The sequence below is a fragment of the Flagellimonas pelagia genome (assembly GCF_003584135.1).
Taxonomy (GTDB): Bacteria; Bacteroidota; Bacteroidia; order Flavobacteriales; family Flavobacteriaceae; genus Flagellimonas; species Flagellimonas pelagia.
Genome location: NZ_QXFI01000026.1, coordinates 539,136 through 562,213 on the forward strand (window position 1 = coordinate 539,136; position 23,078 = coordinate 562,213).

Genomic DNA, 23,078 nt, shown 5'->3' on the forward strand with positions numbered 1-23,078 from the left:
GAAAACCATTGTGTTGACCTTAAAAGTCCTTTCTCTTGGCCTTATGGCCCAGTCCCAAAATGGGCACCACGGTCCATAACAATAGAATGCCCATGGAGACCAGAAAGCCGAGGTCGGTACCGAAGAATTTTTTGAAAATGGCCCCGGTGTACCCCAATAGGGCTGAAATGTCCAATTTCAACAGTATCAAGATTCTCGAAAGGTCAATGGGATTGAGCATGGTCGCTACCAGGGAAAAGGTGTCCAAGGGATATTCCTCAAAAACGATGAGCGACATCAGGAAGAGCCCATCATAGACCACGGCCAAAAAGAGCCACAGCAGTACGGCGTACCCAAATCCCTTGATCTTGTTTTCGTTGGAAATGGCGATTACAAAGGACAGCGCCACAAAAATAAAGGTCAAAAAGGCACCGGTGACCAACAATAGGGAGAAATCAAAGATGGCATTACTCCGCAAGAGACCATAGAGCACAAAGGGAATGCCCAGGCCCAGGACAAGGCTCAGGGCCAGCGAGCCCGCCACCCCGAAATATTGCCCCATAAAAATGGAACTGCGTTTGATGGGCTGCGCCAAGAGGAGTTCCGTGAACTCCCGGGAATTGTAGTAGTACATCACTCCGAAAATCGTCCCTATCAAGGGGATCAAGACAATGATCACGTTCATCAGGGTGATTACGGCCTTGGAGACATCGTTGTTCAGGAACAACAGGACAAAGCCCAAGGTGAGGTAGAACAAAAAATAAATGTAGCTCCAACGGCTGCGGATAAGGTCGTAAAAACTGTATTTAAGGATCTTAAGCATGGCTTCCAGTAGTTGTTAGGGCCGCAATGGCATGTTCAAAATCAGGTTCTCCCGTTTGTTCCAAAAGTTCCCCGATATTCCCTTTGAAATAAATCTCCCCCTCCAGCAGGTACAGGATCTTGTCGGCCATTTCCTCTACAAACTGCATGATGTGGGAGGTGATCAAGATGGTCTTACCCTGGGCCTTCTCCCGTTGGATCAATTCCTTCAAACGGATGAGGGCCATGGGATCCAAGCCCGTGGTCGGTTCATCGAGGATGATCAACGGACTGTCGAACATAAAGGTCAGGACGATGTTCACCTTTTGTTTGGTGCCGCCCGATAAGGTGGACAGTTTTTTGTTCAGAAAGGGTTCAAGGCCAAAAAGGGCAATCAGTTCTCCCTCGGCACTGGGACTGTTCCGCAGGTCCTTGATCATGTGGATCAGTTCCTTCACCTTGATGTTCGGGGGAAAATTGGCAATTTGGGGGAGGTAATCAATTTTTTTACGGTACCTCCAATCTTTTTTAATGGGCTTGTCCAGCACGGCGATAAGTCCCTTGTTGGGAATGACCATCCCCAAAATGCTCTTGATCAAGGTGGTCTTCCCCGAACCATTGGGTCCCAGGATGGCATAGATGTGACCTTCGTCGATGGTCAGATCGATTCCCTTCAATATCTGGTTCTTGCCAAAATTTTTGTGTAGGTCCTTTATTTCAATGGTCATGATCGTATTTTCATTAAGGGTTGGTCATCTTTTAGATTGTCCGGGGTGAACACAGGGGAAACCCTTTCAGAGAAATCGATGATATCCATGAACAGGCTCCGTAAAAGAACAATGGTCTCCGGGGTGCGGTTCACCACATAGGAAAAAAGTTTTACCGGACGATAGGGCACATCTCCGATACCATTCCTATCCAGGTCATAACCGGTATAGCTGCTCCAAAAGTTGCCCTCAAATACATTATCGTTCAGTTTGCTGTTGTAGGAGATGTCAAAGGAATTGTACAAGAAATTGTTGCCCTTGAACGTATTGGTATAACAGGCCCCAATGACCCGAATGGCCCATCCGTTGCCTATAAAGTCATTATTGGAGTAATCAATCCGGTTGGATCCCTCGATATTGATGCCGATGGTGTTTTCCTCAAAGGTGTTCCCTGTGATTTCGGCATCGTTGATCTCTTTTAGCAGCATGCCATAGGCCGCAGTGCCCCAGTTCTTTCGGAAGGTGTTGTTTTTCATAGTAATGAACTTGGAGAACATCACCGCTACCCCCGCGCCATTGTTCTCAAAGGTATTTTGGGTGTAGACATCATGGTCGGAAAACATAAAATGGAGCCCGTATCGAAGATTGTCCATACTGGTGTTCCCTGTGATGGTAATCTGATCGGAGAACTCCAGATAAATCCCGTCCCGCGTACCTTGGACATGGTTTTTGGTCACTTCGATATCCGAGGAATACCACAGTTGGATGCCATTGCCCGAATTGTATTCGTCCACCGCTTCTCCGATGATACGATTGTGATAGACCTTTCCATGGGAAGATTTTTCCAGATAGATGCCGAAGAACAACTGTTCCAAAACCATGTTCTGGATGAGGAAATCCTTGCTCCGGATGACCCGTATGGCCGCGTTGTCCTTGGTATAGCTGACCCCGACATTGATGATGAACAGACCGTCTAGGGTCACCCCGTCCGATCGGATCTGGAAGATCTCCCCCTTTTTCTCACCATCGACAATGGGATATCCGATGCCCTTGATATATAAAGGTTTATCCACCAGGATCTCAAATTCCCGGTACATGCCCTTTTGTACCAATAGTGTGTCATGGGCATTGGCCAGTTGGATGGTTTGCTTGATGGAACTGTGCCCACAGGAGTTGCAAACGGTCCAGGTCTTTGCCAAGACGGTTTGGGCGAAGATCAATAGGATGCACCCCAGGATATAACCCTTATGTCGTGTGTCCGTTTTCATAGTATTCCTCCACTTCGCGCACTGAATCCCACCAATACGAACAGGACCGCAGTGATGGTGACCCCGATGATGTGCCATGCCAGGGGACGCAATTTCTTTTTGGGTATCAGGAAAAAGCGGGCATGGATGGCTAATCCTACCGTGATCAACAACAACAACAACAATTTTAAGGCGATATGTCGGGTGTAATGGTCGTCCAAATCCCAATCGAAAAAGGATGGGGCATATACCGCGGCCATATAGATTCCGGTAACCACCAAGATCAATAGGGAAGGGATGCCTATTTTCTCATACCGTTCCTCAAATTGGGCGATAATGGAAAAATTGTTCTTTTTCAATGCCCTGGGCAAAAAGCCAAGGGCAAGGATCAAATGTCCCCCCGTCCATATCATGGCCGCCAACAAATGGATGAAAATGATTGTCTTGGGTACCATGCCTTCTATCGGATCACCAGGAATTTTGCGTCTGCCGTGGCCTTCACCCAATGTTCCACTTCCTTGGAAAAACCAAAATGTTGTTGCGCCGTTAAAGTAACGATTTGGTTCTCGATATGAAAATCGATGGAGCCCTCCAAAACGACCAAATGGGCATCTTTCGGGGAGCTGTGCTTTGGAAAGGTGGCACCCTTGGCCAGGCTGATGCTCAAAATCTCCAATGATGGGCTCTTGACCAGTTGTTCAATCTGCAAATTGTCAAAGGGTTGTTGGGCGATGGTATTGTCAATATCAATTACATACATGGATATAGGGTCTTTATTGCTATTTGTACCGTTGTTTCAATGCCGACCAATCCAGGAATTCCCCACCATGGGCATCCAAGGCCCCTTGGGCCATTTGCCTGTCCGAAAACGCACTGAGAAAGGCCCCCATGGGACTTGGAATGTTCTCACTGATCAAATAAGTGGCCGTAGTGGCGTCCACCAACTCCCCGGGCCGGTCATAGTCGTTGACAAGGTACAAGGCCATGGTGGATGTATCCACTTCCATTAAGTGGTTCATCATACATTCAATGGCGTCAAAATTAAAGACCTTGCCCTTGGTGGTCACCAACTGTGCGGCATGTTGTCTGTCCACAATGGTCATGCTGCAATAGTGGCAACCGACATGTCCGTAGTCAATGGGCTTTGGTCGTATGCTGCAGCCCAAGGACAGGACCAGGACCAATAGTAAAGGAAACAGCTGTTTTTTCATGGATCGTTATTTTTGGGTTTTTGTGCTTTTCCACCCCATGAATGCAGCGGCCAAGGTGAGCATCATGCCCACGAACATGAACCAGGCACCTGTGGAGGGCAAAGAGGTGACGTCAAAATTCAGCATTTTCACATGGCCCAATAAGGGGGGCTTGTAGGTCATCGGACTTCCATCGGGGTTGGTCAATTTCATGATGGCGTTGGGATCCAAATTGGTCCCGTAGTCGACCAACCACTCATTGAAATCGTACATGCCCAACAGACCCAAGATGGACATCAATAGGAACCATCCGAGGAACCATTTGTAGCTTACCTTGTCCAAATAGCCCAAAATACCGATCAATACCCCTAGGGCTACCATGATCCCAATGACCATGGGGAAGGTGCCGAATTCCCACATATCCTCTGCCTTGGGCAGGGTATGCATTCCGATATAGTGGTTCAGGCCATCGATGTTCTGTATATCGAATTCGCTTACGCCCTGAAGGCCATTGATATGGATGTTCAAACCCAATGGATCGGGATATTGGGGGGCACCCAACATAATGTTCCAAAGGGGGAAGATGTACAATCCCAATAGAAAGAGTGGGCCAATGATCATTGCTATACTAGCCTTTTTCATTTTTTTAGGTTTAAAGGTTACAAACTGAGAGTGGTTTTTTTGATAGGTTGATGTACTTCAATTTGTAAAAAGCGGGCTGTGTCGATGACCTGCCCGCTTTGTTTTATGAGGATGACAAAGATCATCCTGTATTATTCACCCAATGACCATTTAAGTTCCACGTTGGAATTGGCAGGGGAGACCCTGACATAGCCTTGCATCTCCTGGTGCAGTGCGGAGCAGAAATCCGTACAGTAGAAGGGCCATACCCCAACATCCTTAGGCTCCCAAACGGAGGTCTTGGTCTGTCCGGGCATCACGAGGAGCTCGGATGAATTTTGGCCAAGGATGGCAAAGCCGTGCGGTACATCAAAGTCCTGTTCGTGGTTGGTGATATGGAAGTATACCTTGTCACCGACCTTGATACCTTCAATGTTGTCCGGGGTAAAGTGGCTTCGGATGGTGGACATGTACACATGGACCTCGTTTCCGTCACGTACCACCTTGGAGCCATCAGCGGAAGTCACCGCATAGGGGTGCCTGTTTTCATCCAATCGATAAATTTTTTGTGACTTTGGTGCCAAAAGTTCCGCTGGACATCCGGCGGCATAGTGGGGTTCCCCATGAGTAGGAAAATCATAGATCAGTTCCATCTTGTCCCCGGAAATGTCATAAAGTTGGGCCGAGTGTTCCATTTCAGGTCCGGTGGGCAAATAACGGTCCTTAGTGATCTTGTTCATGGCCACTACATATTTTCCAAAAGGTTTTCTGGAATTGCCCCCTGGGATCATCAAGTGTCCCACGGAATAATAGGTGGGTTTTCTGTCGATGACCTCCCAAGTGCCCAATTGCCATTTTACCACCTCGGATGAGATAAAGAAGGTGGTATAGGCATTGCCCTTGCCATCGAACTCAGTGTGCAGTGGGCCAAGGCCGCCACTTTTTACCTGTCCGGCCAATACATCCTCAAATTTCAAGATCGGGATGCCATAGGCTTCCCCATCGAAATTTCCGCCCTCGATGGCCGTGATCATTTTATCAAAGGAGTGTACGGTCAGGTCAGCGGAAAGTTTGCCGTTACCGATGATGTATTGTCCCGTGGGGTCAACATCACATCCATGGGGGGATTTTGGAGTGGGTAGAAAGAAGACCGCTCCGGGAACTTTTGTGGGATCTACTGTCAGTACCTCCTTGCGCATGGTGGATGTCCCGGTATGGGAATGCTCATCATAGACATTATGGGCATAATTGGCTGGGATTTTGGTGCCACCACCATTGTTTACATACTCTTCTATTTTTTTCCAATTGATGGCCGCGATAAAGTCCTTGTCATTTTGGGAGGCGTTCACTTCCAATAGCGAGTTGGCCTCTTCCGTATTATAAGTGGTAAAGAAGAACCAGCCATGGGATTTGCCCCTACCTGGGTGGGATAGGTCATAATTGAAGCCAGGCATCAATAATTGGAATTTGATGGCCATGTGACCATGTTCAGGATCGACACTGATAAAGGTCAGAGCCCCCTTAAAGTTGCCCTTATATTCATTTATGGGCATATCGCGTTGGGGTACGGGAACAGAAAAGCGTGTGCCGGCCACCACGTACTCGGTATTCTCTGTAATAAAGGAAGAACTATGGTTCCCAGCACTGTTGGGGACTTCGATGATTTCTGCGGTCTCAAAAGTGCTCAGATCAATACGTGCGATGCGTGGGGTATTGTTTCCATTGATAAAAATCCATCGCCCGTCCAATTCGCCATTGGTCTGCGAAATATCGGGATGGTGGGCATCGTCCCAGGGTACAAAACCATGGGAGGTATTCAACATGGGCACGGTTTCCTCGGAATATCCGTATCCTGAAGTAGGGAACTGGGAGAACACGGGGATTTCCTTGAACATCCTTCCCGAGGGCAGACCATAAACGGTCAGGTTACCGCTGTATCCCCCCGAAAGGAAGGCGTAATATTCATCTTGCTCGCCAGGGGCAACATACACTTTTTCAGCGGCACTGGACGACAGGGCCCCGTTGGAGCTTTGGTTCTGTTGGCCACAGGAAACCAGCATTAGGGCCGCTCCAATGGTCAAGATCAAATGGTTATAAATTTTCATTGTATTAGGATTTATTCGTTTTACGGGTGTTGAAGTTTCTGCTGGGTGGGGGGTAGGATGACCTTGTCCACGACATGGACGATTCCATTGCCAGCTGGTATGCTGGTAATGATCTTGGCACCCCCGATAAAGACATCGTCGCCCTTGACCTCTACTGGGACATTTTGATTGTTGGCCTGTCCCAACTTCTTGAATTTTTTCAAAAAGTCTTTGGAATAGTTGCCCGGGGTCACATGGTACTTGAGTATGTTGGCCAAGGCTTCCTTGTTCTCCGGTTTTAACAGATTTTCAACGGTACCTGCAGGTAACGCATCGAAGGCGGCATTGGTGGGAGCGAACACCATAAGGGGTCCTGCATTGACCAGGGCATTCTCCAATTCAGCTGCTTGCACCGCAGCTACCAAAGTACTGTGGTCGGGTGACCCGATGGCGATCTGGAGCACATTGGGCGTAGAGGCATCATCTTCGATAAAGGCCTGCCCCTTGTTGCTCTCAATGACTGCCTCGGATGTATTCGGGGTAACAATGGTCGTTTCGTTTTGGGCCCTATCCTTACAACTGAGGTTGAGCGCAAGTAATAAAATTAGCCCCAGGGTACTGAGTTTAATGGTTGATTTCATATGTATTATTTTAATGTCCTAAAATATTCAAGGATGGCACGGGCCTGCTCTTCGGTCAACCCTTGGTTGGACATAGGGGATCCGTTGAACTCTTGGAGCAGGTCTTTGGCCAAGGGATCCTGCTGCACCATTTCCTGGGGATTCAGAATCATGTTCATCACCCACTCGGGACTCCTTCGCTCCAATACCCCGTTGGGTGGGGGACCAATGAACTTTTTGCCGATCCTGTGGCACGCCAGACACATTTGTTCGTAGACTTCTTTACCATTTGCGGCTAAGGCTTGGTCGATTTCCTGGGCCAAGGCCACGGATTTTATGGGACCGACCCCTTTCGTGCTCATATCCACACGCTCGGAGGCCTTCACCTCATTGGCCATATTGGTCTCAACAGGCTGTTCTGTTGCAGCCTTTTTCCGTTGTACGCTAAAACCTTCCTCTTTTTTCTCCTCTTTCTTACCCCCGCAGCCCATCAAGATGAGCGCAAAGAGTAGGGCCATGCCTTTTATGATTGTCTTCATGTGATAAATGGTTAAAATTTTGTTTCAAATGTAATTAGGGTTACATATCAAAAATATGATAATAATCATAAAAAGGATAAAAATGTCTTTTAATCTTTGTTAGTATATTTCCACCATGCTTTCCAATTCATCCAAATATGCCATAAAGGGGGTACTCTATTTAGCATTGAACTCCGATGAGGACCATAAGATTATGGTCAGGGATATTTTTGAGGTGGTCCATGTGCCCGAGGCTTATCTCGCCAAATTGTTACAGGAGCTGTCCCGGCACAATATTATTTCCTCTACCAGAGGTCCTAAGGGAGGGTTCTATTTGAGCGCTGAAGATCGGAAACGGACCCTGATGGACATCGTAAGGACCATCGATGGGGAAAAGCGGGTAAAGTCATGTGTTTTGGGCATTCAGGACTGTGATATGGACAACCCTTGTGTGCTCCATAAATTGGTGGGCGCCAACAAATCAAAGTTCATCAAAGTATTGGAGAACACGACCATTTTGGATTTGATCGAGGGAAAACAGGAAATCAAGCAATTTTTCCCTTTTTGATCCCGGTCATTTGCGGTCGGACCCCAGATGCTTTTTTAATTTAAGCCATACCAGTCATCAAAAAGGTCATCCACAATGGGATGACCTTTCAAACAAACGAATAAAAGCGCAAACAACAGCTTTAAAATTCAATTTCAAAAAATAAACTGCTTCCTTCATTTTCTTCGGTAACGTCCTCACCTTTGAGGACATCCTCTTGGTCATTGAGAAGTTTTAGATTGATCTTCCAATAGCCGGTCATGGTCAAGGACAGTTTTCCGGAATAGATGCCAGTATCGGCATCAAAGAGCAGATCTTCATTGTTCGGGGAACTATGGTTGCCCATACTGGGCATTCTGGGATCTATGGCCACCGTGTAATCCGCAACTGCGGGAAAGCTCATCATGGTCTCCATTTTAAAGAGGACCGCGGATAGATTGTTCACGGCGACTTCGGGTGTCAGGGGCATCATGGCCAGTACATATTTTACATTGTCCGTTCCGGTGAACACATTCACCGTCCTTTTTCCGTCGGAAGGGGCATTGACGGTTATCTGCTCGGTGGTGGTGTAGGTAGAGCCCCCAAAACTGTATTCCAGGTCCAGTTCCCAATACTCATCATCGTTACTGGCCATTTGAAAGACGATAAAGCCCTTATAGACGGTATCCTCTCCCGTTGTTGAAATTTCGGATCTTGGGCAGGAATGGGTCTTATCGGTCATATGCATGACCGGGTTCCAATGTATCGTGGCATCGGATACATAGTTCCCCGTCGATAGTTCCTTAATGCGGATGAACAGTTCATTGTATCCTGTGGTAAACCCCTCCTGTTCGGAATAGATTTCCAGGGCATGGCCATTGGTCTCGAAACTACCTATCAAGTTGAATCCCTCAAGGGGATCGTCCGCTACTGGAAGAGGGTCATCCGTACCATCGGAACACGATACGATTCCCAAGGAAAGTACAAGAAGGGCGAAAATGGATTTTATATTTTTCATTGTTAGGGTTTTAAATGGAATTGGTAAAAAAGTTTTATGATCAATTGATGGCATAGGATAGAGTCATGAAAAAGTTCCTTCCCATGCGGGGGATATTGTTCCAGTCGGTATAAGTGGAATAATACCGGTCAAAAATGTTCTCGATACCCACTTTGGCATACAGGGTGTCACCTCCTATGGAAAAGGTTTTGCCCAGGGATAATGACAATAGGGTATATGCCGGTGTGCGGTCCTCACCAAAGTCTGGACTGAAATCGCTTTGGTCCAAGGCCCCGGAAAGGGTCAGGGTTCCAGAAAAGTTTCCATGACCATAGGTAAGTCGGGAGCTATAGGCCAGCGGACTGATAAAGGGCAGGTTACGACCATTTTGATCGGTACCCCTGTGATAGGAGACCAACCCACTCCAATCCAGTTCCGATATGAGTTTGTATGTCATGTCCAAGGACACATTGTAAAGGTTGGCATGGTCCAGATTGGTATATACCTTGACCCCATCGGCACCAATGGTCATAACGTCCAGTTCGGGATGGATCTCTCCAATGATGTAATCCCAAGTATGGAAATAATTGCCTTCCACGGCGATGTTTAGATTTTTTATAGGCAAAGCCATTTTAAAATTGGCCTCTAGGGCCTTTTCATTCTTAAGGTCTGGATTCCCAATATAGTCGTGGTTGTCGAAACTGTTGAACAGGTAGAACCCAAAACCTTCCGAAACCGATGGTGCACGGTCCCCATAAGCAAACCCGCCACTGAGGTGAAGTGCCTTGAACTGTTTGTGGTAGTGCGTGGAAACACTCTTTAGCACCCGGGTCTGTCGTTGGGCCATATCGGGATAGAAGATGCGAAGGCTATTCAAGCCGAAATCATCGGCCACATTGAAGGTTTGGAGTGCCAAGCGTGTCGATAGCTTCACCGAAGCTTCTTTAAGCGAAATTTTGTCCTCCAAATAGATGCCTGAGTTCAAGGTCCGCACGTCGGGCCAGGTCAACATGAACATGTCCTGCTCGTTGGGATCATTGGGATACATGGTCATCTCCGCTTGGGAACGGTTGTAATAGCCGTCGAGTTTGCCCATAAGATGATGGCCATCCAAGGCCAGTTCGGTCTGGGTGTAAAACCCATAAGTGTCACTCCAACCGGGCATGTCCATCCGAATGGGCACATCGGGGCGTTGACTATCATCCATGATATGCGTAATGGTGTTCGCATAGAGTTTGGTCTCCCAATTCTCAAGGTCGCCGATGAACCTGTCCTGTAGCCAGCTCAGGGAGCCGATAAAGGCACGTGCTAGGGACACATCCATAGGCAGTGCGGGATACCCTACGTCCCGGGCCTCATCAAAGATGAAACTGGCCAACAGTTTTTGGTTTTCCGAAACTTTATATCCCGCATTTGTGGAGAGGTTGTATTTTTCAAATTGGGAAAAAGCAACCTCTTCACCTCCGCCTGCCGAATAGTTGTCCGCTTTGCGGTAAATGAGGTCCATATCCACATAAAAACGTTGATTCGAAAAGTTGAGTTCCCCGCCCGCGATCTGGGCCGCATTGTTGCTCTCATAGCCGGTTTCCACTGCACCCGTCCATCCCAAAGGCCTAAAATCGCTTTTTTCCAAACGCATGTCCAAGGCGCCCCCGATCACATTGCCGTGCCGTGCCCCTTGCTGGCCGCTTTCCACTTGGATGTCCGAAAGGTTGGACACGTCCACATAGGAGGTAATGGGATCCATTTTATCAGTACAGGCCCCAAAGATCCGCATGCCATCTATTGTGATGGACAGCCGTTCGGAGGTCATGTCATTGAGCATGGGATCCCAGGCATAGGCTCCTCGTTTGACCATGGAAACCTTTTTGGAGGATTCCAAATATTGGTCCAATGTGGATAGGGGCTTTGGTTGGGATTTGTGTTCAATCCCCTTGTTGAAGGAAGAAATGACGATGACTTCCTTTAAGTCAATAGGGAGAATAGAGTCTATGATAGGGGCCAAGATCGGTTCTTGGGCTTGGGCCTTTTGTGGGGACAATGGTATGATCCCCAGACAGAGGGCCAAAATCAAATTGCCCAAATGGCCCGACCATGCCCCATATGGATATATGGTTTTCATTGAAAAATGTTTTGAATCAATTCAAAAAGGGATTGGGGTACTGCCCCAACGAGCTTTAATGCGTAGGGATGTGTACAGGGAAGCTGTTCAGACCACTTCTGGGGGATGGGAAATATCCCAAATGAACAGTTGGGGATGGATCCCTAGATATAGGAAGGAATTCCTGCTTGGGAATACCTGAAAAGGAGTGCTGAGATTCAAGACCAATAAGGATTGAAAGAAAAACAGTGGTTGGATCTCCGTTTTTGATCGTTGTTCCCCAAAGGGATTCTTGTCCTGGTCTTTTTGCTGTTTCTCCAATTGTTTGGCGAGATAGCATTTGCCGTTGCAGTGCAATTGGGGCCTGTCCTTGTTCTCGCAGAGCACCTTTGCTATATAATCATAATTGGCCACATATTCGATGACCGGCCAAAGGGGTTTGACCAACATGATGAGAGCCACAAAAAGAATTATATAAGGTTTCATAGGAACAAATGTAGGGTTGACCAAAAAGTGGGGACATGATAATTGTCATAAAGAGGATAAAAATGTCTTTTTTATCTATTTTCGTTTTGTAAATGGGTTAAAAAGATGTTTGGGTAGGGGACAGGACAATTGTTTTAAATATATGGCGTGGGCTTTCATGATCGACCATGTTGTATTTTTGTCAATAAAGGGACAGATCGTTTTTATGAACCTTACCCACGCCCAGTATGCCATCATTAGGATTGGGAAATTGTTTTTTTAAATTGTAAAAATGATATATGGCTTTATGACAAATACAGAACAAAAATTAAAGGAACGTGTCAAGGAACTGACCTGTCTTTATGAGGTTACCTCCATTATTGTGAATTCAAATTATGATGAACTCGAGACCTCCCTTGAAGCCATTGCCCATTGTTTAAAACGGGGTTGGCAGTTTGCTGAGGCAGCAGCGGTCCAGATAACGATCGGAGATTACCAGGTACAGACCAAAAATTATGGAAACGATATGGTCTCCCATTCTTCCGATGTCAAGATATTCAACAAAGTAGAGGGGCGAATAACAGTGGGCTATCCTTCTGCCGAATTTAGCGTAACAGATTTTTTGGATGAGGAAAGGACCTTGCTCAAAAATGTCTGTTTGGCCATCGGTAATTTGATGGAACGCAAACACATCCGTGATTCGGAAGAGGAAACCAAAAGACAAATGGAACGAGCCGATCGGTTCCACATCATGGGTGAGATCACCGCGGGAATTGCACATGAACTCAATACCCCTTTGGCCAATATTTTAGGTTTTGCCGAACTGCTCGTGGAAAATACTGGAGATGAAGCCACAAGGAGAGATCTCCAGAAAATTATCGATAATGCTATTTTCAGTCGAGAGATCGTTAAAAAGCTCATGTTCTTTACTTGTGAAATGCCCCAAGAGATGGAACAGATTGAACTGAACGCAGTTGTGGAAAATGTTTTACGCTTGTTGGCACCATCCCTTAAGGCCAAACAGCTGAACATTGTCAAATCTTTTGGCCGGGAACATATCCAAATGCGGGCCAATACCGTTCAACTGACCCAAGTACTGTTCAACCTTATCATGAACGCAGCCTATTACTCCCCGCCGAAGGGGGCTATACATATTGAACTTGACAAATCAAACGACAGGACCATCATCCGAATTGCGGATGAAGGACAGGGCATAGAAACAGAACATGCGGATAAAATTTTCGAACCCTTTTATACATCAAAACCAACAGGTGAGGGCACAGGACTGGGTCTAAGTGTAGTACACGGTATTGTGCGTAGTTACAAAGGAACGATCTCACACCGGCCCAATACCCCCAAAGGCACTATCTTTACCCTAGAGTTTCCCAAAATTTAGGTATGGCACTGCACAAAGAGAACATCTTAGTTGTCGATGACGACATTCACATCCTGGAACTTCTTTCCAGACAGTTGAAAGGACTCGATTACCATGTCTATAAGGCCATCTCGGTAAAGGAAGCACTGTATATTTTAAAGGATAGTGTTATTGATCTTTTGATCACCGATATCCAAATGCCCGAAGTGGATGGCCTACAGTTATTGAAATATGCAAACGAACATTATCCCCTAATGCCCAAATTGGTGGTCACGGGCTATCCTTCGGTGGACGGGGCCTTGGAAGTCATCAAATCGGGCGCAATCGATTATTTGACCAAGCCCTTTACCAAAGAGGAACTCAAACAATCCGTTGAAAAGGCCTTGTACAGCAAGGAGGAACAACCTTTGTCCATAAAGAAACAATCAACACCTGACATAAGTGATAACCGTTTTGAAGGAATGGTCGGCAGTTCGGACGCCTTTCAGAAAATCCTCAATATCATAGATCGCGTGAGGGACAATAGGGCCACTGTACTGATCACGGGGGAAAGTGGAACAGGAAAGGAACTGGTGGCAAGGGCCATCCATTATTCCGGTAAGTTTTCCAAAGGACCTTTCATTGCAGTAAACTGTGGTGCCATCCCCGAAAACCTCCTAGAGGCAGAACTCTTCGGATATGTAAAAGGTGCCTTTACAGGAGCCAATGAGAACCGCAGTGGATTCTTTCAGGCCGCCGAAGGAGGAACCCTTTTTTTGGATGAAATAGGAGCAGCTGGTTTGGCGGTACAGACCAAGCTGTTGCGTGCACTTCAAGAAAAGGAAATCACCAGGGTGGGGTCCCGAAAACTGGAAAAAGTGGAAATCCGCATTGTTGCGGCCACCAATGTGGATCTTTTGGAGGAGATCAAGAACAAGAACTTTAGGGAAGACCTATATTATCGACTTACGGTTGTGGAAATCAATGTGCCGCCACTTCGGGATAGAAAATCCGATATTCCTTTGCTAGTGGAAAAGTTTCTCCGAAAATATGGTGTTGAATATAAAGACCGTCTGCCAAGAATTAGCCCTGAGGCCTTAGGGATTTTGGAACGATACCACTGGCCAGGGAACATCAGGGAACTTGAAAATATAGTCCAGCGCGTGGTGATCATGTCGGATGGCCCCATAGGGATCGAAGATATACCCGAGTTCTTGAAGTACCGGATTGATTTCCCCCAAAAAGGTCTTGTGCCCCTTAGGGAAATGGAGAAGGAATATATCAAAAAGGTACTCTTGCACACAAAGGGAAATAAGACCAAGGCCGCCGAAATACTGCAGATAGATCGCAAAACCTTGCGTGATAAGCTGGATTGAACCGGTTATAAAATAACCGACTGGGGAAATATACCCCGTTTCCATTTCCACTCCAAAATTTTTAATATTCAATTGTATATTGATAATCAGTTGATTACAATCAAACCTCCTTTTTTTTGAACATTGGGTACGGACTTTGCCCTTTGGATTGCCAAACGTGCCAAATCTGGACAATACTGGTTGACAGATTTGTGAAAATAAGAGAACCTTATGAAGTATGGCAGTCTCATTTTGGAGAAGAATGATTTTCTGATGACCAGAAAGTTCATGAAACAGAATTGTATATGGGAAGATTATATCCATACAGGTGTATTGGAGATCTTGGACCTGAATTTGAACAATGCTGTGGTGTTGGATGAGGGCCAGATGCCCTCTGACATTGTTCGACTGTATTCCGAGGTTACCCTTGTTGGTTCCTCGGACCATCGGGATTCCTTCCGGCTTGTACCTCCTGGCGAAGAAGATCCGACGACAAACCAAATTTCTGTGACCAGTAGTTTGGGCGCGTCATTGATCGGTTTCTCCAAAGGTGACCGAATTACCTATGGCCTTCCCGGTAGTAAAATATCTTTTATGATCGAAAAAGTAAAGCAGGGTAGGCAAAAGGTCAAACTCTCCATTTCAGATGGTGACATGCAAAAGATGGTACCCGAACAGTAAGTGATTTATTGATTCTAAATATTATGGTTATGATTAAATATGTAATTGTCCTTTTGTTTTCTATAAACCTGTTGCATGCACAGGCCAATGCATCCCAAACGAACACAAAAGTCAAAGTCGGGGATGTATTCGAAATCGGGAAACCTGAAACGAACAAGTACAAGTATATTGACTTCCCCAAGGCGAACTTTATCATCAAAAGAGGGGGTATCGCAAACTACAAACGTGTGGAAGGGGAAAAAGTGGTGGTGACTTCCGTCAAAGAAAAAAAGGATGGATCCACAAAGATCAAGATCAAACGAGTTGATGGTAACAGGTTCTTTGGCAGTCATAGCATAGTGGCCGTCGACTTTTTTGGGGCAATGGAGTCCGGAGAGCTCCAAACCTTATAGTTGATTTATGATTGGTGGTTAGTTGATGATGTCCACCCGGTTTTCCAAAATTGTTATTTGCTCAACAAGGTAGTGGCCGGGTGGATTTTCGATCCAGCGGATAATTCTTTGATGTAATACCTAAATGATTAAAACATGAAAACTAAATTTTCAATAAAACAACGAATATTGGTCGGTCTGGTCCTGGCCACCGCTTTTTTGTTGGTACTGGGCTCCAACCTGTTGGACCGGAAATATTTTTCCACAATACAAGCATCGGTCAAATCCATTTATGATGATCGCATAGTGGTGCAGGATTATATCTATCAATTACAGGATATGGCACATGAGATGGAAGTGGCACTCTTGAAAGGTGAGTATGTGCAGGGTAATGAAAGGTCTGAAAAAATCAAAGCTTTGTTGGCTGATTTTTCCAGAACCAAGTTGACACGGGACGAGGCCAGGCTGTTGGAGCGATTGGACCGTCAATTTTCCGATTTGGAACCCAGTGGGACAACCAATGCATCAAAAGAGGGGAAACCGTTGGCCGAAGCAAAAGTATTGCCACAATTGGCACAAATAAGACAAACCTTGGATGGCCTTGAGGAAATCCAATTGGAACAAAGTGACATGCTGACCCAGCTATCAGAAAAAACCTTGGGGGTCAATAGGATGTTGTCCAATTTGGAAGTGGTATTTCTGGTCATCATCGGAATATCGATTTTGGTACTGGCGTTCTATCCGGTAAAAGTGCTAAACCCTGTGCATTGGAATTAATACCCTAATCTCAATTAATAAAATTTAAAGAATCCATGAAAGAATTAGTACGGAGCCTATGCTCAACGTGCAGGCATGTGGCCTATTGTTCCTTAAGTACGGATAGGACCAATATCCAATTATGTAATGAATACGTCCATCGACTTGATGAAAGCGACGGACCGGCCATAATGGTCACAAATGAAATGATGAGTAATTAAGCACACCTAGTGCAACCAAAATTTTATACAATGACAACAACGATAACATCGGAAAAAAAACAACTGAAACAAGGTATGTTGGACAATGTCATGAGACAGTTCAACAATGCAGCGGACATTATTGAACTGAACAAGAACATCCGTAAGATCCTTGAAGTGACGAACAACGAGTTCATTGTCCATTTCCCGGTCCGCATGGATAACGGTGAAGTGGAAATATTCACGGGGTATCGGGTTCAGCACAACAATGCCCTGGGCCCCTATAAGGGAGGACTTCGTTACCATCCTACAGTGGACATTGATGCTGCGCGGGCACTGGCCATGTGGATGACCTGGAAGACCTCATTGGCAGGATTGCCCTACGGGGGGGCCAAAGGGGGTATCCAATTGGATCCGACAAAGTATTCACAGGACGAATTGCAACGGATCACCAGACGGTTCACCTATGCCCTTGGGGACAATATAGGCCCAGAATTGGATATTCCGGCTCCGGACGTGAACACCAACGCCCAGACCATGGCTTGGATCTTGGACACGTATATGTCCACCAAATCTCCCAATGAACGTTCAAAGAACCTACATGTGGTCACTGGAAAACCCATAGGGGCAGGAGGCTCCGAAGGCAGGGACAGGGCGACCGGTTACGGGGTGTTCCTGACCATTAAATTTTGGGCAGAAAACAAAAAGGTCGATTTGAAAAACAAAAGGTTCATTGTACAGGGTTTTGGCAATGTGGGCTATTGGGCCGCACACTTTCTGGAAAAGGAGGGGGCAATACTCACAGCGGTACAGGATGCCTATGGAAGCATATATAACGAGGATGGCATCTCCACTGAAAAATTATTGGAATATGTACAGGCCAATAAGGGAAGTGTCCTTGGCTTTAGTGGTGCAAATACTATGGACAGTGCCGATTTTTTTGGTCTGGACTGTGATATCTGTATCCCGGCAGCATTGGGAAACCAGATCACTGTTGAAAATGCCCCGAAGATAAAGGCCCGTTTGATCGCTGAAGGAGCCAATGGACCAACCGATGTAAAGGCCGAGGAAATCCTTTTGAAAAGGGGAGTCGATATCATTCCTGATATCCTATGTAATTCCGGAGGTGTAATCGGAAGTTATTTTGAATGGTTGCAAAATCGCAACGGAGAAATATGGCATTTGGATGAAGTATTGGAAAAATTGGAAAAAAAGATGAGAGAATCCTTTGGCAAAGTGGTCCATAAGGCGAAATCCAAAAAAGTGGATATGCGCACAGCCGCCTTTATCATTGCCATTGAGCGACTTGAGGAAACGTATGTCCAAAGGGGTATTTTTCCATAATCCAATAATCCATTTAGGGTTCCATTTGAATGTGATGGAGGCTAAAACATAAAACGAAAAATAATGAAATACGGTAGTTTGGTAATTGAAAAAAAAGAATATGTCCTTTTGAAGCGGTTGATGAACCTATCAGGATACTATAAGGACAATACCCTTAGGAGCTCGGTAAAAAAGCTCGTGGGTGAAATGGAAACAGCACGGATATTGGATGAAGCGGAAATGCCGGATGATGTCATCCGGTTCAATGCCGTGGTGACCATAATTTCCGAAAATGGATGGCACAAAAAATTCAAATTGGTACTTCCTAGTCGGAGCGATGTGAAAAACAACCATATTTCAATCCTGACCCCCATGGGAGCAGCGGTCATGGGGTATGCCAAAGGGGATTCCCTAGTTTGGGAGTTTCCTTCCGGAAACCAAAAATTGACCATTGAAAATGTGGAACAGGAGAATGAACCCATAAACCTAAATATGGTATTATGAAGCAGGTGAACAGACCCTATTTTCACGAGTCCATAAGCCAGATCATAGTTAAAAAGGACAAGTTGGAGATTTCCAATTGGACCGAAACCATGGAGTTGATCAATAATGAACTGCAATATTTGATTCCATTGGAAAAACGCCTATTGGGAAACCCTGCGGTAAACCAAAGCCTTTTGGCCATCCAGCGGGATAACCAACTTCGCTTGGGCACCCTGTATCGATATGAAAGGACAATGATAAATGCCATTGAGTGTGATACCACGGAATGTGACGCCTATTATCTGAACACCCATGAGAAAAATAGGGATAGTTATATGGACCATATCAAGACCTATACCAAGATCAAGACGATATTGCTTTCAAAAATTTTGGAAAGGTATCAAAGGTAACCTGGATGATCAATACGTAAGAATTAAAATTTAATGAAGAATACGGTTTTCACCCTTTGTTGGTGAAACAGGGAGGGAACGACCATTGCCACCAATGCCAATGGTCCATTCTGAAAGTACCTTGGCCATTACTTGGCGACCCCTACCCAAGGATCGGTAGCACGTTAGTACAAAAATTCAATAATGTCTGGTTGTAGTTATCTGGGCGTAAAAAGTACCGGATTTGGATTTAAAAAACCATACAAACAACATGAAGAATTTTTTTTCCAATTTACGAGGAGACATATTTGGAGGGCTCACAGCAGGAATTGTAGCCCTCCCTTTGGCGTTGGCGTTCGGTGTCAGTTCTGGGATGGGTCCCAGTGCAGGACTCTATGGTGCCATCTTCATCAGTTTTTTTGCGGCACTTTTTGGAGGGACCAATACGCAGATTTCTGGTCCAACGGCCCCTATGACAGCCGTCAGCATGGTCGTGGTAACAAGCATTCTGGCATTCAATGATGGGGATTTTGAGAAAGCTTTGCCAGCAATACTTATGGTCTTTTTGATGGCAGGACTTGTCCAAATAGGATTGGGACTTGTAGGCATCGGAAAGTATATCAGATATATTCCCTATCCTGTTGTTTCCGGTTTTATGACCGCCATAGGGATCATTATCCTTGTAACCCAGATTTTGCCTTTGGTGGGGTATTATCCCAAAGAGGACATGGCACTTGTGGATCAGTATAGGCCCATGGCCCAAGAATCAATTTTGAGAAAAATCCTTAAAGAGGAATCTAGGGAAAGTATGCTTGTCCTCGAGGATTTCCAAGAAACCATCGACCGATCTGAAGAAGTTTCAGAAGAAAATATTTTGAAAGAGGCAAAGGCACTGGCAGGAAAGGATACTTCTGGTGTGATGGGTGCCATCAATATGCTTCCAAGGGCATTACAACATATCAATTGGCTCGAATTGGCCTTGGCCTTTGGCACGATTGTTATTATTTATGGGTTTAAAAAAATAACGACGTCCCTTCCCAGTGCACTTGTAGCTTTATTGGTCGTTTCAGGTGTAGCTTATGGTCTTGGACTGGACTATAGATCCATCGAACAGATACCTGGAGGCTTTCCCATAATTCACTTTGATATGTTCACACAATTTAGGCTGGATTCCATAACACCGTATGTATTTACGGCATTTACACTTGCTTTATTGGGAGCTATTGACTCTTTGTTGACCTCGGTGGTCGCGGACAATATGACCAAGACCCAGCACAGGCCGAACAGAGAATTGATCGGGCAGGGAATAGGAAACAGTATTGCGGCATTTTTTGGTGGGTTGCCTGGAGCAGGGGCCACCATTCGGACTGTGGTGAACATCAATGCGGGAGGTAAAACCAAATTATCTGGAATGGTAGCCGGAGTACTCTTGTTGACGGTGTTGTTGGCATTGGGTCCAGTGGCATCCAAAATTCCAGCGGCAGTTTTGGCAGGCATCTTGGTAACAGTCGGAATCGGGGTGATAGATTATAAGGGACTCAAGGCCATTCCGTTTCTACCTAGGGACACGAAAATTGGCCCCTTTAAGGTTAGTTCAGAAGTGATCATCATGCTCGTGGTTATGGTGTTGTCCACTGTTTGGAACTTGGTGTACGCAGTTGGTGTTGGCTTGGTATTGGCATCATTGATGTTCATGAAAAAAATGGGGGACTTGACCGCGGAACGCTCCGATGTGAAGACCCTGGAGCAAGAGAAGGGTTGGGCGGATGAAGCTGCGTTTCCGGAAAGCCTAAAAAGAAAGGTATTTATCAAACATTTGAAAGGACCTCTGTTTTTTGGATTTACCAGTGAGTTCCAGCAATTGGCCAAACAGATTCCACGCTCTGCATCAACGGTCATTATCCGCATGGACCGTATGCAATATTTGGACCAATCGGGACTCTACACCCTAGAGGATGTATTGATCGATCTCAAAAATTCAGGAATCGAAGTGTTGTTTGTTGGATTATTGGAACAGCCCAGGTACATGATGGAACGCGTTCGGTTGATTCCTTCATTGATCTCGGAGAACCGCATATTTATCGACTTTAAAGCATGTACGGCGTATTTAAAAAGCAACTTGGATCAAACAGTTGATGTATCGAAGGAAAATTAGATCTGCCTGTGGTTCAAACGACTAGATTTTTTTGGATAGACTTGTCAGTTCAAAATAACGGTGCCCTTGATCAATGAATATGCAATCGTTGCTATTATGCCTATCAAAAAGATTCCGGATGATATCAAAAGCAAACCTTGTTTTTTTGCTATGGCCTTGCCCAAGAAGTAAAGATCGACCACCATTTCATCATAGGTGTTCTGTCCACTTTCCCTTATGCGGTTCAATTCTTCCTTAAACTCAACGAGGGATTGGTTGGCAAAATTGTCCGCATGGAGAATGCCCTTATAATTGCTGGCCTTGGAGTCAAATTATGGCAATAAGCAGGACTTTGCGCTCTCCCATCAGGGACAACACCCGGGAAAGTCTACATGGTGCTGATTCCTGTGCACACCGGGCCAAGGAGCACATATACGTCCATTTGCACGTGAACCGGATAGGTTTTAAAGGAAAGGCCAACAATGACAACTTTATCGGAAAGCGGAGCCAACAGATGACCTGACATGAGGAACTTACCGCGGTAAGGGAGAGCATTGCAGGAAAAACTGTACAAGATGCAGGAGACCAGGTCTGAAATTCAGAAAATACATGAAAAGATAATAACCAAGGAACAGGCGAGGGGCTTTGACCCGTACATCAAATCAATGGGACAGAACAGTATAAAGGTTATCCCAGGTATCAACACGCAAAACCAATGACAAGGGCTTCAATCGAGTACAAGGAAACCAACTTTAAGGGAGGCGAGGCGCATCGTTCGATGTCCATGGACAGGATAGCGGGCCAAATGAACTTTGAAATGAAAAGAACACAAAGAATTGCCAAGAACAAAAGCCGGAACTTTTGGGCAGGACGGTGAATGTCCCAATGAGTCAGTCCAAGACCATAGTAAAGAAAACCATCAAACTGATCAGGTACACTGGAATATGACAAAAAGTAGGACAGCGCCTTATCTGGTTTTTGTCTGAGGCTTATCTTTCCGAACGCTACAAGAACCGGATAGGATCCATGCGCTAAAGTTTTTGTAAGATTTTTGGGAAAAATTTGGTGTATGGATCATTGAGATAGCTAAATCTTGAATCAGGAATTTGGAATGAGTTTTTTTATGAGCTCGTCCCTACGTCTTACAGCTACTTCTATTTTGGCCCCATCGGTCAAGGTAATGTAACCCCCTTTTCCTTTTAGATAATGTTCCACAAAGGAAAGATTGATCAAATGGGACTTGTGTACCCTAAAAAAGTTGCTGCCATCAAGAATACCCTCAAAATATTTTAAGGTTTTGGAAGCCGTGATTTTTTTGTTCGATAAGGTATGGATGTGGGTATAATTGGCATCTGACTGTAGTCGGACTATGTCATTGGTGTCCACCATGACGAACCCATCCACTGTAGGGATGGCAATTCGTTTGGAATTTCCCGACCCCTCCTTAAAATTATGGAAAAGCACATCAATTTTTTTTGTGGTCTCTTTGAGGTCCTTGTTCTCCCTCACTTTTTGTAGTGCTTCATGGAGGTCTTCTTTGGCAATGGGCTTCAACAAATAATCCAAGGCAGAAAATTTGATGGCCTTTAGGGCATAAGTGTCAAAAGAAGTGGTGAAGATCAGTTCAAAATCAAGATGGTTTAGTTGGGACAGTAAATCAAACCCGGTAGTACTCCCGAGCTGGACATCCAAAAAAAGCACATCAGGATTGTATTTTTCTATATGTATTTTACCCTCTGAAATGGTATTACAACTCGCCAGTATTTGGATATCCGGGCCAACTTCCTGCAGAAGACCCGTCAATCGGGAAATGCAGTGCTGTTCGTCATCAACGATAATGGCTTTTAACATGGCGAGGTCAGAATTGAAGTTCCAAAGGTAGGTTTATTTCCACACGCAGGCCTTCTTTCTTGTCTATCATGTCGATGGAACCTTCCGTGTTTTTCATATGGTTGATGATCTCGATACGGTTGGTGGTGATCTTTACGCCCAAAGAACTTTTCTCCTTGGTATCCATAGAAGCGGTGGCCCGACCGATCCCATTATCCTCCACCACGCATAAGAGCATGTCTCCCTTTTTCTTGATTTGGATATCAATTTTCCCAGTGTTCCCTTTGGGGGCAATACCATGCCATATACTATTTTCAATAAAGGGCTGTAGGATCATCGGGGGAAC

General features: G+C 45.5%; 29 protein-coding genes. 13 read left to right on the top strand and 16 right to left on the bottom strand.

Annotation, left to right across the window (positions count from 1 at the left end):
- Positions 1–19: 19 nt before the first annotated feature.
- The 10 genes from D2V05_RS12405 to D2V05_RS12450 form a co-directional block, all read right to left on the bottom strand.
- Entirely contained in the window at positions 20–802 is a 783-nt protein-coding gene (locus D2V05_RS12405) for an ABC transporter permease (RefSeq protein ID WP_119647951.1), read from the bottom strand.
- Positions 795–1,508: an ABC transporter ATP-binding protein gene (locus D2V05_RS12410; RefSeq protein ID WP_119647952.1), complete on the bottom strand. Its 714-nt coding sequence runs from the start codon at positions 1,506–1,508 to the stop codon at positions 795–797. Before D2V05_RS12410 ends, D2V05_RS12405 begins: the two co-directional genes overlap by 8 nt.
- Positions 1,505–2,755: a nitrous oxide reductase family maturation protein NosD gene (locus tag D2V05_RS12415; protein ID WP_119647953.1), complete on the bottom strand. Its 1,251-nt coding sequence runs from the start codon at positions 2,753–2,755 to the stop codon at positions 1,505–1,507. The genes D2V05_RS12410 and D2V05_RS12415 overlap by 4 nt, the downstream gene beginning before the upstream one ends.
- Positions 2,752–3,189: a CopD family protein gene (locus D2V05_RS12420; protein WP_119647954.1), complete on the bottom strand. Its 438-nt coding sequence runs from the start codon at positions 3,187–3,189 to the stop codon at positions 2,752–2,754. The genes D2V05_RS12415 and D2V05_RS12420 overlap by 4 nt, the downstream gene beginning before the upstream one ends.
- Before the next feature lie 5 nt (positions 3,190–3,194).
- Complete coding sequence (locus tag D2V05_RS12425; protein WP_119647955.1) at positions 3,195–3,494, bottom strand: cupin domain-containing protein; 300 nt, start codon at positions 3,492–3,494, stop codon at positions 3,195–3,197.
- A gap of 19 nt (positions 3,495–3,513) precedes the next feature.
- Complete coding sequence (locus D2V05_RS12430; protein WP_119647956.1) at positions 3,514–3,945, bottom strand: nitrous oxide reductase accessory protein NosL; 432 nt, start codon at positions 3,943–3,945, stop codon at positions 3,514–3,516.
- 6 nt (positions 3,946–3,951) lie between these two features.
- A complete protein-coding gene (locus D2V05_RS12435) occupies positions 3,952–4,566 on the bottom strand; it encodes a hypothetical protein (protein ID WP_119647957.1) in 615 nt (204 codons plus the stop codon).
- 131 nt (positions 4,567–4,697) lie between these two features.
- Positions 4,698–6,650, bottom strand: coding sequence for a Sec-dependent nitrous-oxide reductase (gene nosZ, locus D2V05_RS12440; protein ID WP_119647958.1), 1,953 nt, complete (start codon positions 6,648–6,650; stop codon positions 4,698–4,700).
- Between the two features lie 20 nt (positions 6,651–6,670).
- On the bottom strand, positions 6,671–7,270 hold the full coding sequence (locus D2V05_RS12445) for a fasciclin domain-containing protein (protein ID WP_119647959.1): 600 nt from the start codon (positions 7,268–7,270) through the stop codon (positions 6,671–6,673).
- Positions 7,271–7,275: 5 nt separating this feature from the next.
- Positions 7,276–7,788 carry a c-type cytochrome gene (locus D2V05_RS12450; RefSeq protein ID WP_119647960.1) on the bottom strand — a complete coding sequence of 171 codons (513 nt, stop codon included), beginning with the start codon at positions 7,786–7,788 and terminating at the stop codon, positions 7,276–7,278.
- A 115-nt stretch (positions 7,789–7,903) separates the two neighbouring features.
- Between D2V05_RS12450 and D2V05_RS12455 the strand changes: the two genes are divergently transcribed.
- Positions 7,904–8,335 (top strand): RrF2 family transcriptional regulator, encoded by a 432-nt coding sequence (locus D2V05_RS12455; RefSeq protein ID WP_119647961.1) that lies wholly within the window; start codon positions 7,904–7,906, stop codon positions 8,333–8,335.
- Positions 8,336–8,456: 121 nt separating this feature from the next.
- On the opposite strand, the gene D2V05_RS12460 is transcribed toward D2V05_RS12455, so the two are convergent.
- The 3 genes from D2V05_RS12460 to D2V05_RS12470 form a co-directional block, all read right to left on the bottom strand.
- On the bottom strand, positions 8,457–9,311 hold the full coding sequence (locus D2V05_RS12460) for a hypothetical protein (RefSeq protein ID WP_119647962.1): 855 nt from the start codon (positions 9,309–9,311) through the stop codon (positions 8,457–8,459).
- 40 nt (positions 9,312–9,351) lie between these two features.
- Positions 9,352–11,412: a TonB-dependent receptor gene (locus D2V05_RS12465; RefSeq protein ID WP_119647963.1), complete on the bottom strand. Its 2,061-nt coding sequence runs from the start codon at positions 11,410–11,412 to the stop codon at positions 9,352–9,354.
- Between the two features lie 87 nt (positions 11,413–11,499).
- Entirely contained in the window at positions 11,500–11,877 is a 378-nt protein-coding gene (locus D2V05_RS12470) for a hypothetical protein (protein ID WP_119647964.1), read from the bottom strand.
- Positions 11,878–12,163: 286 nt separating this feature from the next.
- Here D2V05_RS12470 and D2V05_RS12480 point away from each other — a divergent pair, with 286 nt between their 5' ends.
- The 9 genes from D2V05_RS12480 to D2V05_RS12520 all read left to right on the top strand — a co-directional run bounded on the left by D2V05_RS12480 (position 12,164) and on the right by D2V05_RS12520 (position 20,923).
- On the top strand, positions 12,164–13,252 hold the full coding sequence (locus tag D2V05_RS12480; RefSeq protein WP_119647966.1) for a sensor histidine kinase: 1,089 nt from the start codon (positions 12,164–12,166) through the stop codon (positions 13,250–13,252).
- A 2-nt stretch (positions 13,253–13,254) separates the two neighbouring features.
- Positions 13,255–14,586, top strand: coding sequence for a sigma-54-dependent transcriptional regulator (locus D2V05_RS12485; protein WP_119647967.1), 1,332 nt, complete (start codon positions 13,255–13,257; stop codon positions 14,584–14,586).
- 210 nt (positions 14,587–14,796) lie between these two features.
- A complete protein-coding gene (locus D2V05_RS12490) occupies positions 14,797–15,246 on the top strand; it encodes a GreA/GreB family elongation factor (RefSeq protein ID WP_119647968.1) in 450 nt (149 codons plus the stop codon).
- A gap of 29 nt (positions 15,247–15,275) precedes the next feature.
- Complete coding sequence (locus D2V05_RS12495) at positions 15,276–15,638, top strand: hypothetical protein (protein ID WP_108423177.1); 363 nt, start codon at positions 15,276–15,278, stop codon at positions 15,636–15,638.
- Positions 15,639–15,773: 135 nt separating this feature from the next.
- The gene (locus tag D2V05_RS12500; protein ID WP_072880128.1) at positions 15,774–16,394 is read left to right on the top strand and encodes an MCP four helix bundle domain-containing protein; all 621 of its coding nucleotides are present in this window, start codon (positions 15,774–15,776) and stop codon (positions 16,392–16,394) included.
- Positions 16,395–16,624: 230 nt separating this feature from the next.
- A complete protein-coding gene (locus D2V05_RS12505) occupies positions 16,625–17,917 on the top strand; it encodes a Glu/Leu/Phe/Val family dehydrogenase (RefSeq protein WP_108423175.1) in 1,293 nt (430 codons plus the stop codon).
- 63 nt (positions 17,918–17,980) lie between these two features.
- Positions 17,981–18,400 carry a GreA/GreB family elongation factor gene (locus D2V05_RS12510; RefSeq protein ID WP_072880124.1) on the top strand — a complete coding sequence of 140 codons (420 nt, stop codon included), beginning with the start codon at positions 17,981–17,983 and terminating at the stop codon, positions 18,398–18,400.
- Entirely contained in the window at positions 18,397–18,789 is a 393-nt protein-coding gene (locus D2V05_RS12515; RefSeq protein WP_072880122.1) for a hypothetical protein, read from the top strand. The genes D2V05_RS12510 and D2V05_RS12515 overlap by 4 nt, the downstream gene beginning before the upstream one ends.
- Positions 18,790–19,039: 250 nt before the next feature.
- A complete protein-coding gene (locus D2V05_RS12520; RefSeq protein WP_119647969.1) occupies positions 19,040–20,923 on the top strand; it encodes a SulP family inorganic anion transporter in 1,884 nt (627 codons plus the stop codon).
- Positions 20,924–20,967: 44 nt separating this feature from the next.
- On the opposite strand, the gene D2V05_RS12525 is transcribed toward D2V05_RS12520, so the two are convergent.
- Positions 20,968–21,150 carry a hypothetical protein gene (locus D2V05_RS12525; protein WP_119647970.1) on the bottom strand — a complete coding sequence of 61 codons (183 nt, stop codon included), beginning with the start codon at positions 21,148–21,150 and terminating at the stop codon, positions 20,968–20,970.
- Positions 21,151–21,236: 86 nt separating this feature from the next.
- Here D2V05_RS12525 and D2V05_RS12530 point away from each other — a divergent pair, with 86 nt between their 5' ends.
- The 3 genes from D2V05_RS12530 to D2V05_RS19700 are packed head-to-tail and all read left to right on the top strand — an operon-like array spanning position 21,237 to position 21,779.
- Entirely contained in the window at positions 21,237–21,425 is a 189-nt protein-coding gene (locus D2V05_RS12530; protein WP_119647971.1) for a hypothetical protein, read from the top strand.
- A 52-nt stretch (positions 21,426–21,477) separates the two neighbouring features.
- The gene (locus tag D2V05_RS19695; protein WP_183114827.1) at positions 21,478–21,621 is read left to right on the top strand and encodes a hypothetical protein; all 144 of its coding nucleotides are present in this window, start codon (positions 21,478–21,480) and stop codon (positions 21,619–21,621) included.
- On the top strand, positions 21,618–21,779 hold the full coding sequence (locus D2V05_RS19700) for a hypothetical protein (protein ID WP_183114828.1): 162 nt from the start codon (positions 21,618–21,620) through the stop codon (positions 21,777–21,779). The genes D2V05_RS19695 and D2V05_RS19700 overlap by 4 nt, the downstream gene beginning before the upstream one ends.
- A gap of 221 nt (positions 21,780–22,000) precedes the next feature.
- On the opposite strand, the gene D2V05_RS12535 is transcribed toward D2V05_RS19700, so the two are convergent.
- Positions 22,001–22,753: a LytR/AlgR family response regulator transcription factor gene (locus D2V05_RS12535; RefSeq protein WP_119647972.1), complete on the bottom strand. Its 753-nt coding sequence runs from the start codon at positions 22,751–22,753 to the stop codon at positions 22,001–22,003.
- 7 nt (positions 22,754–22,760) lie between these two features.
- Positions 22,761–23,078 (bottom strand): ATP-binding protein (locus tag D2V05_RS19705; RefSeq protein ID WP_335341105.1); only part of this gene is annotated, 318 nt, incomplete at its 5' end.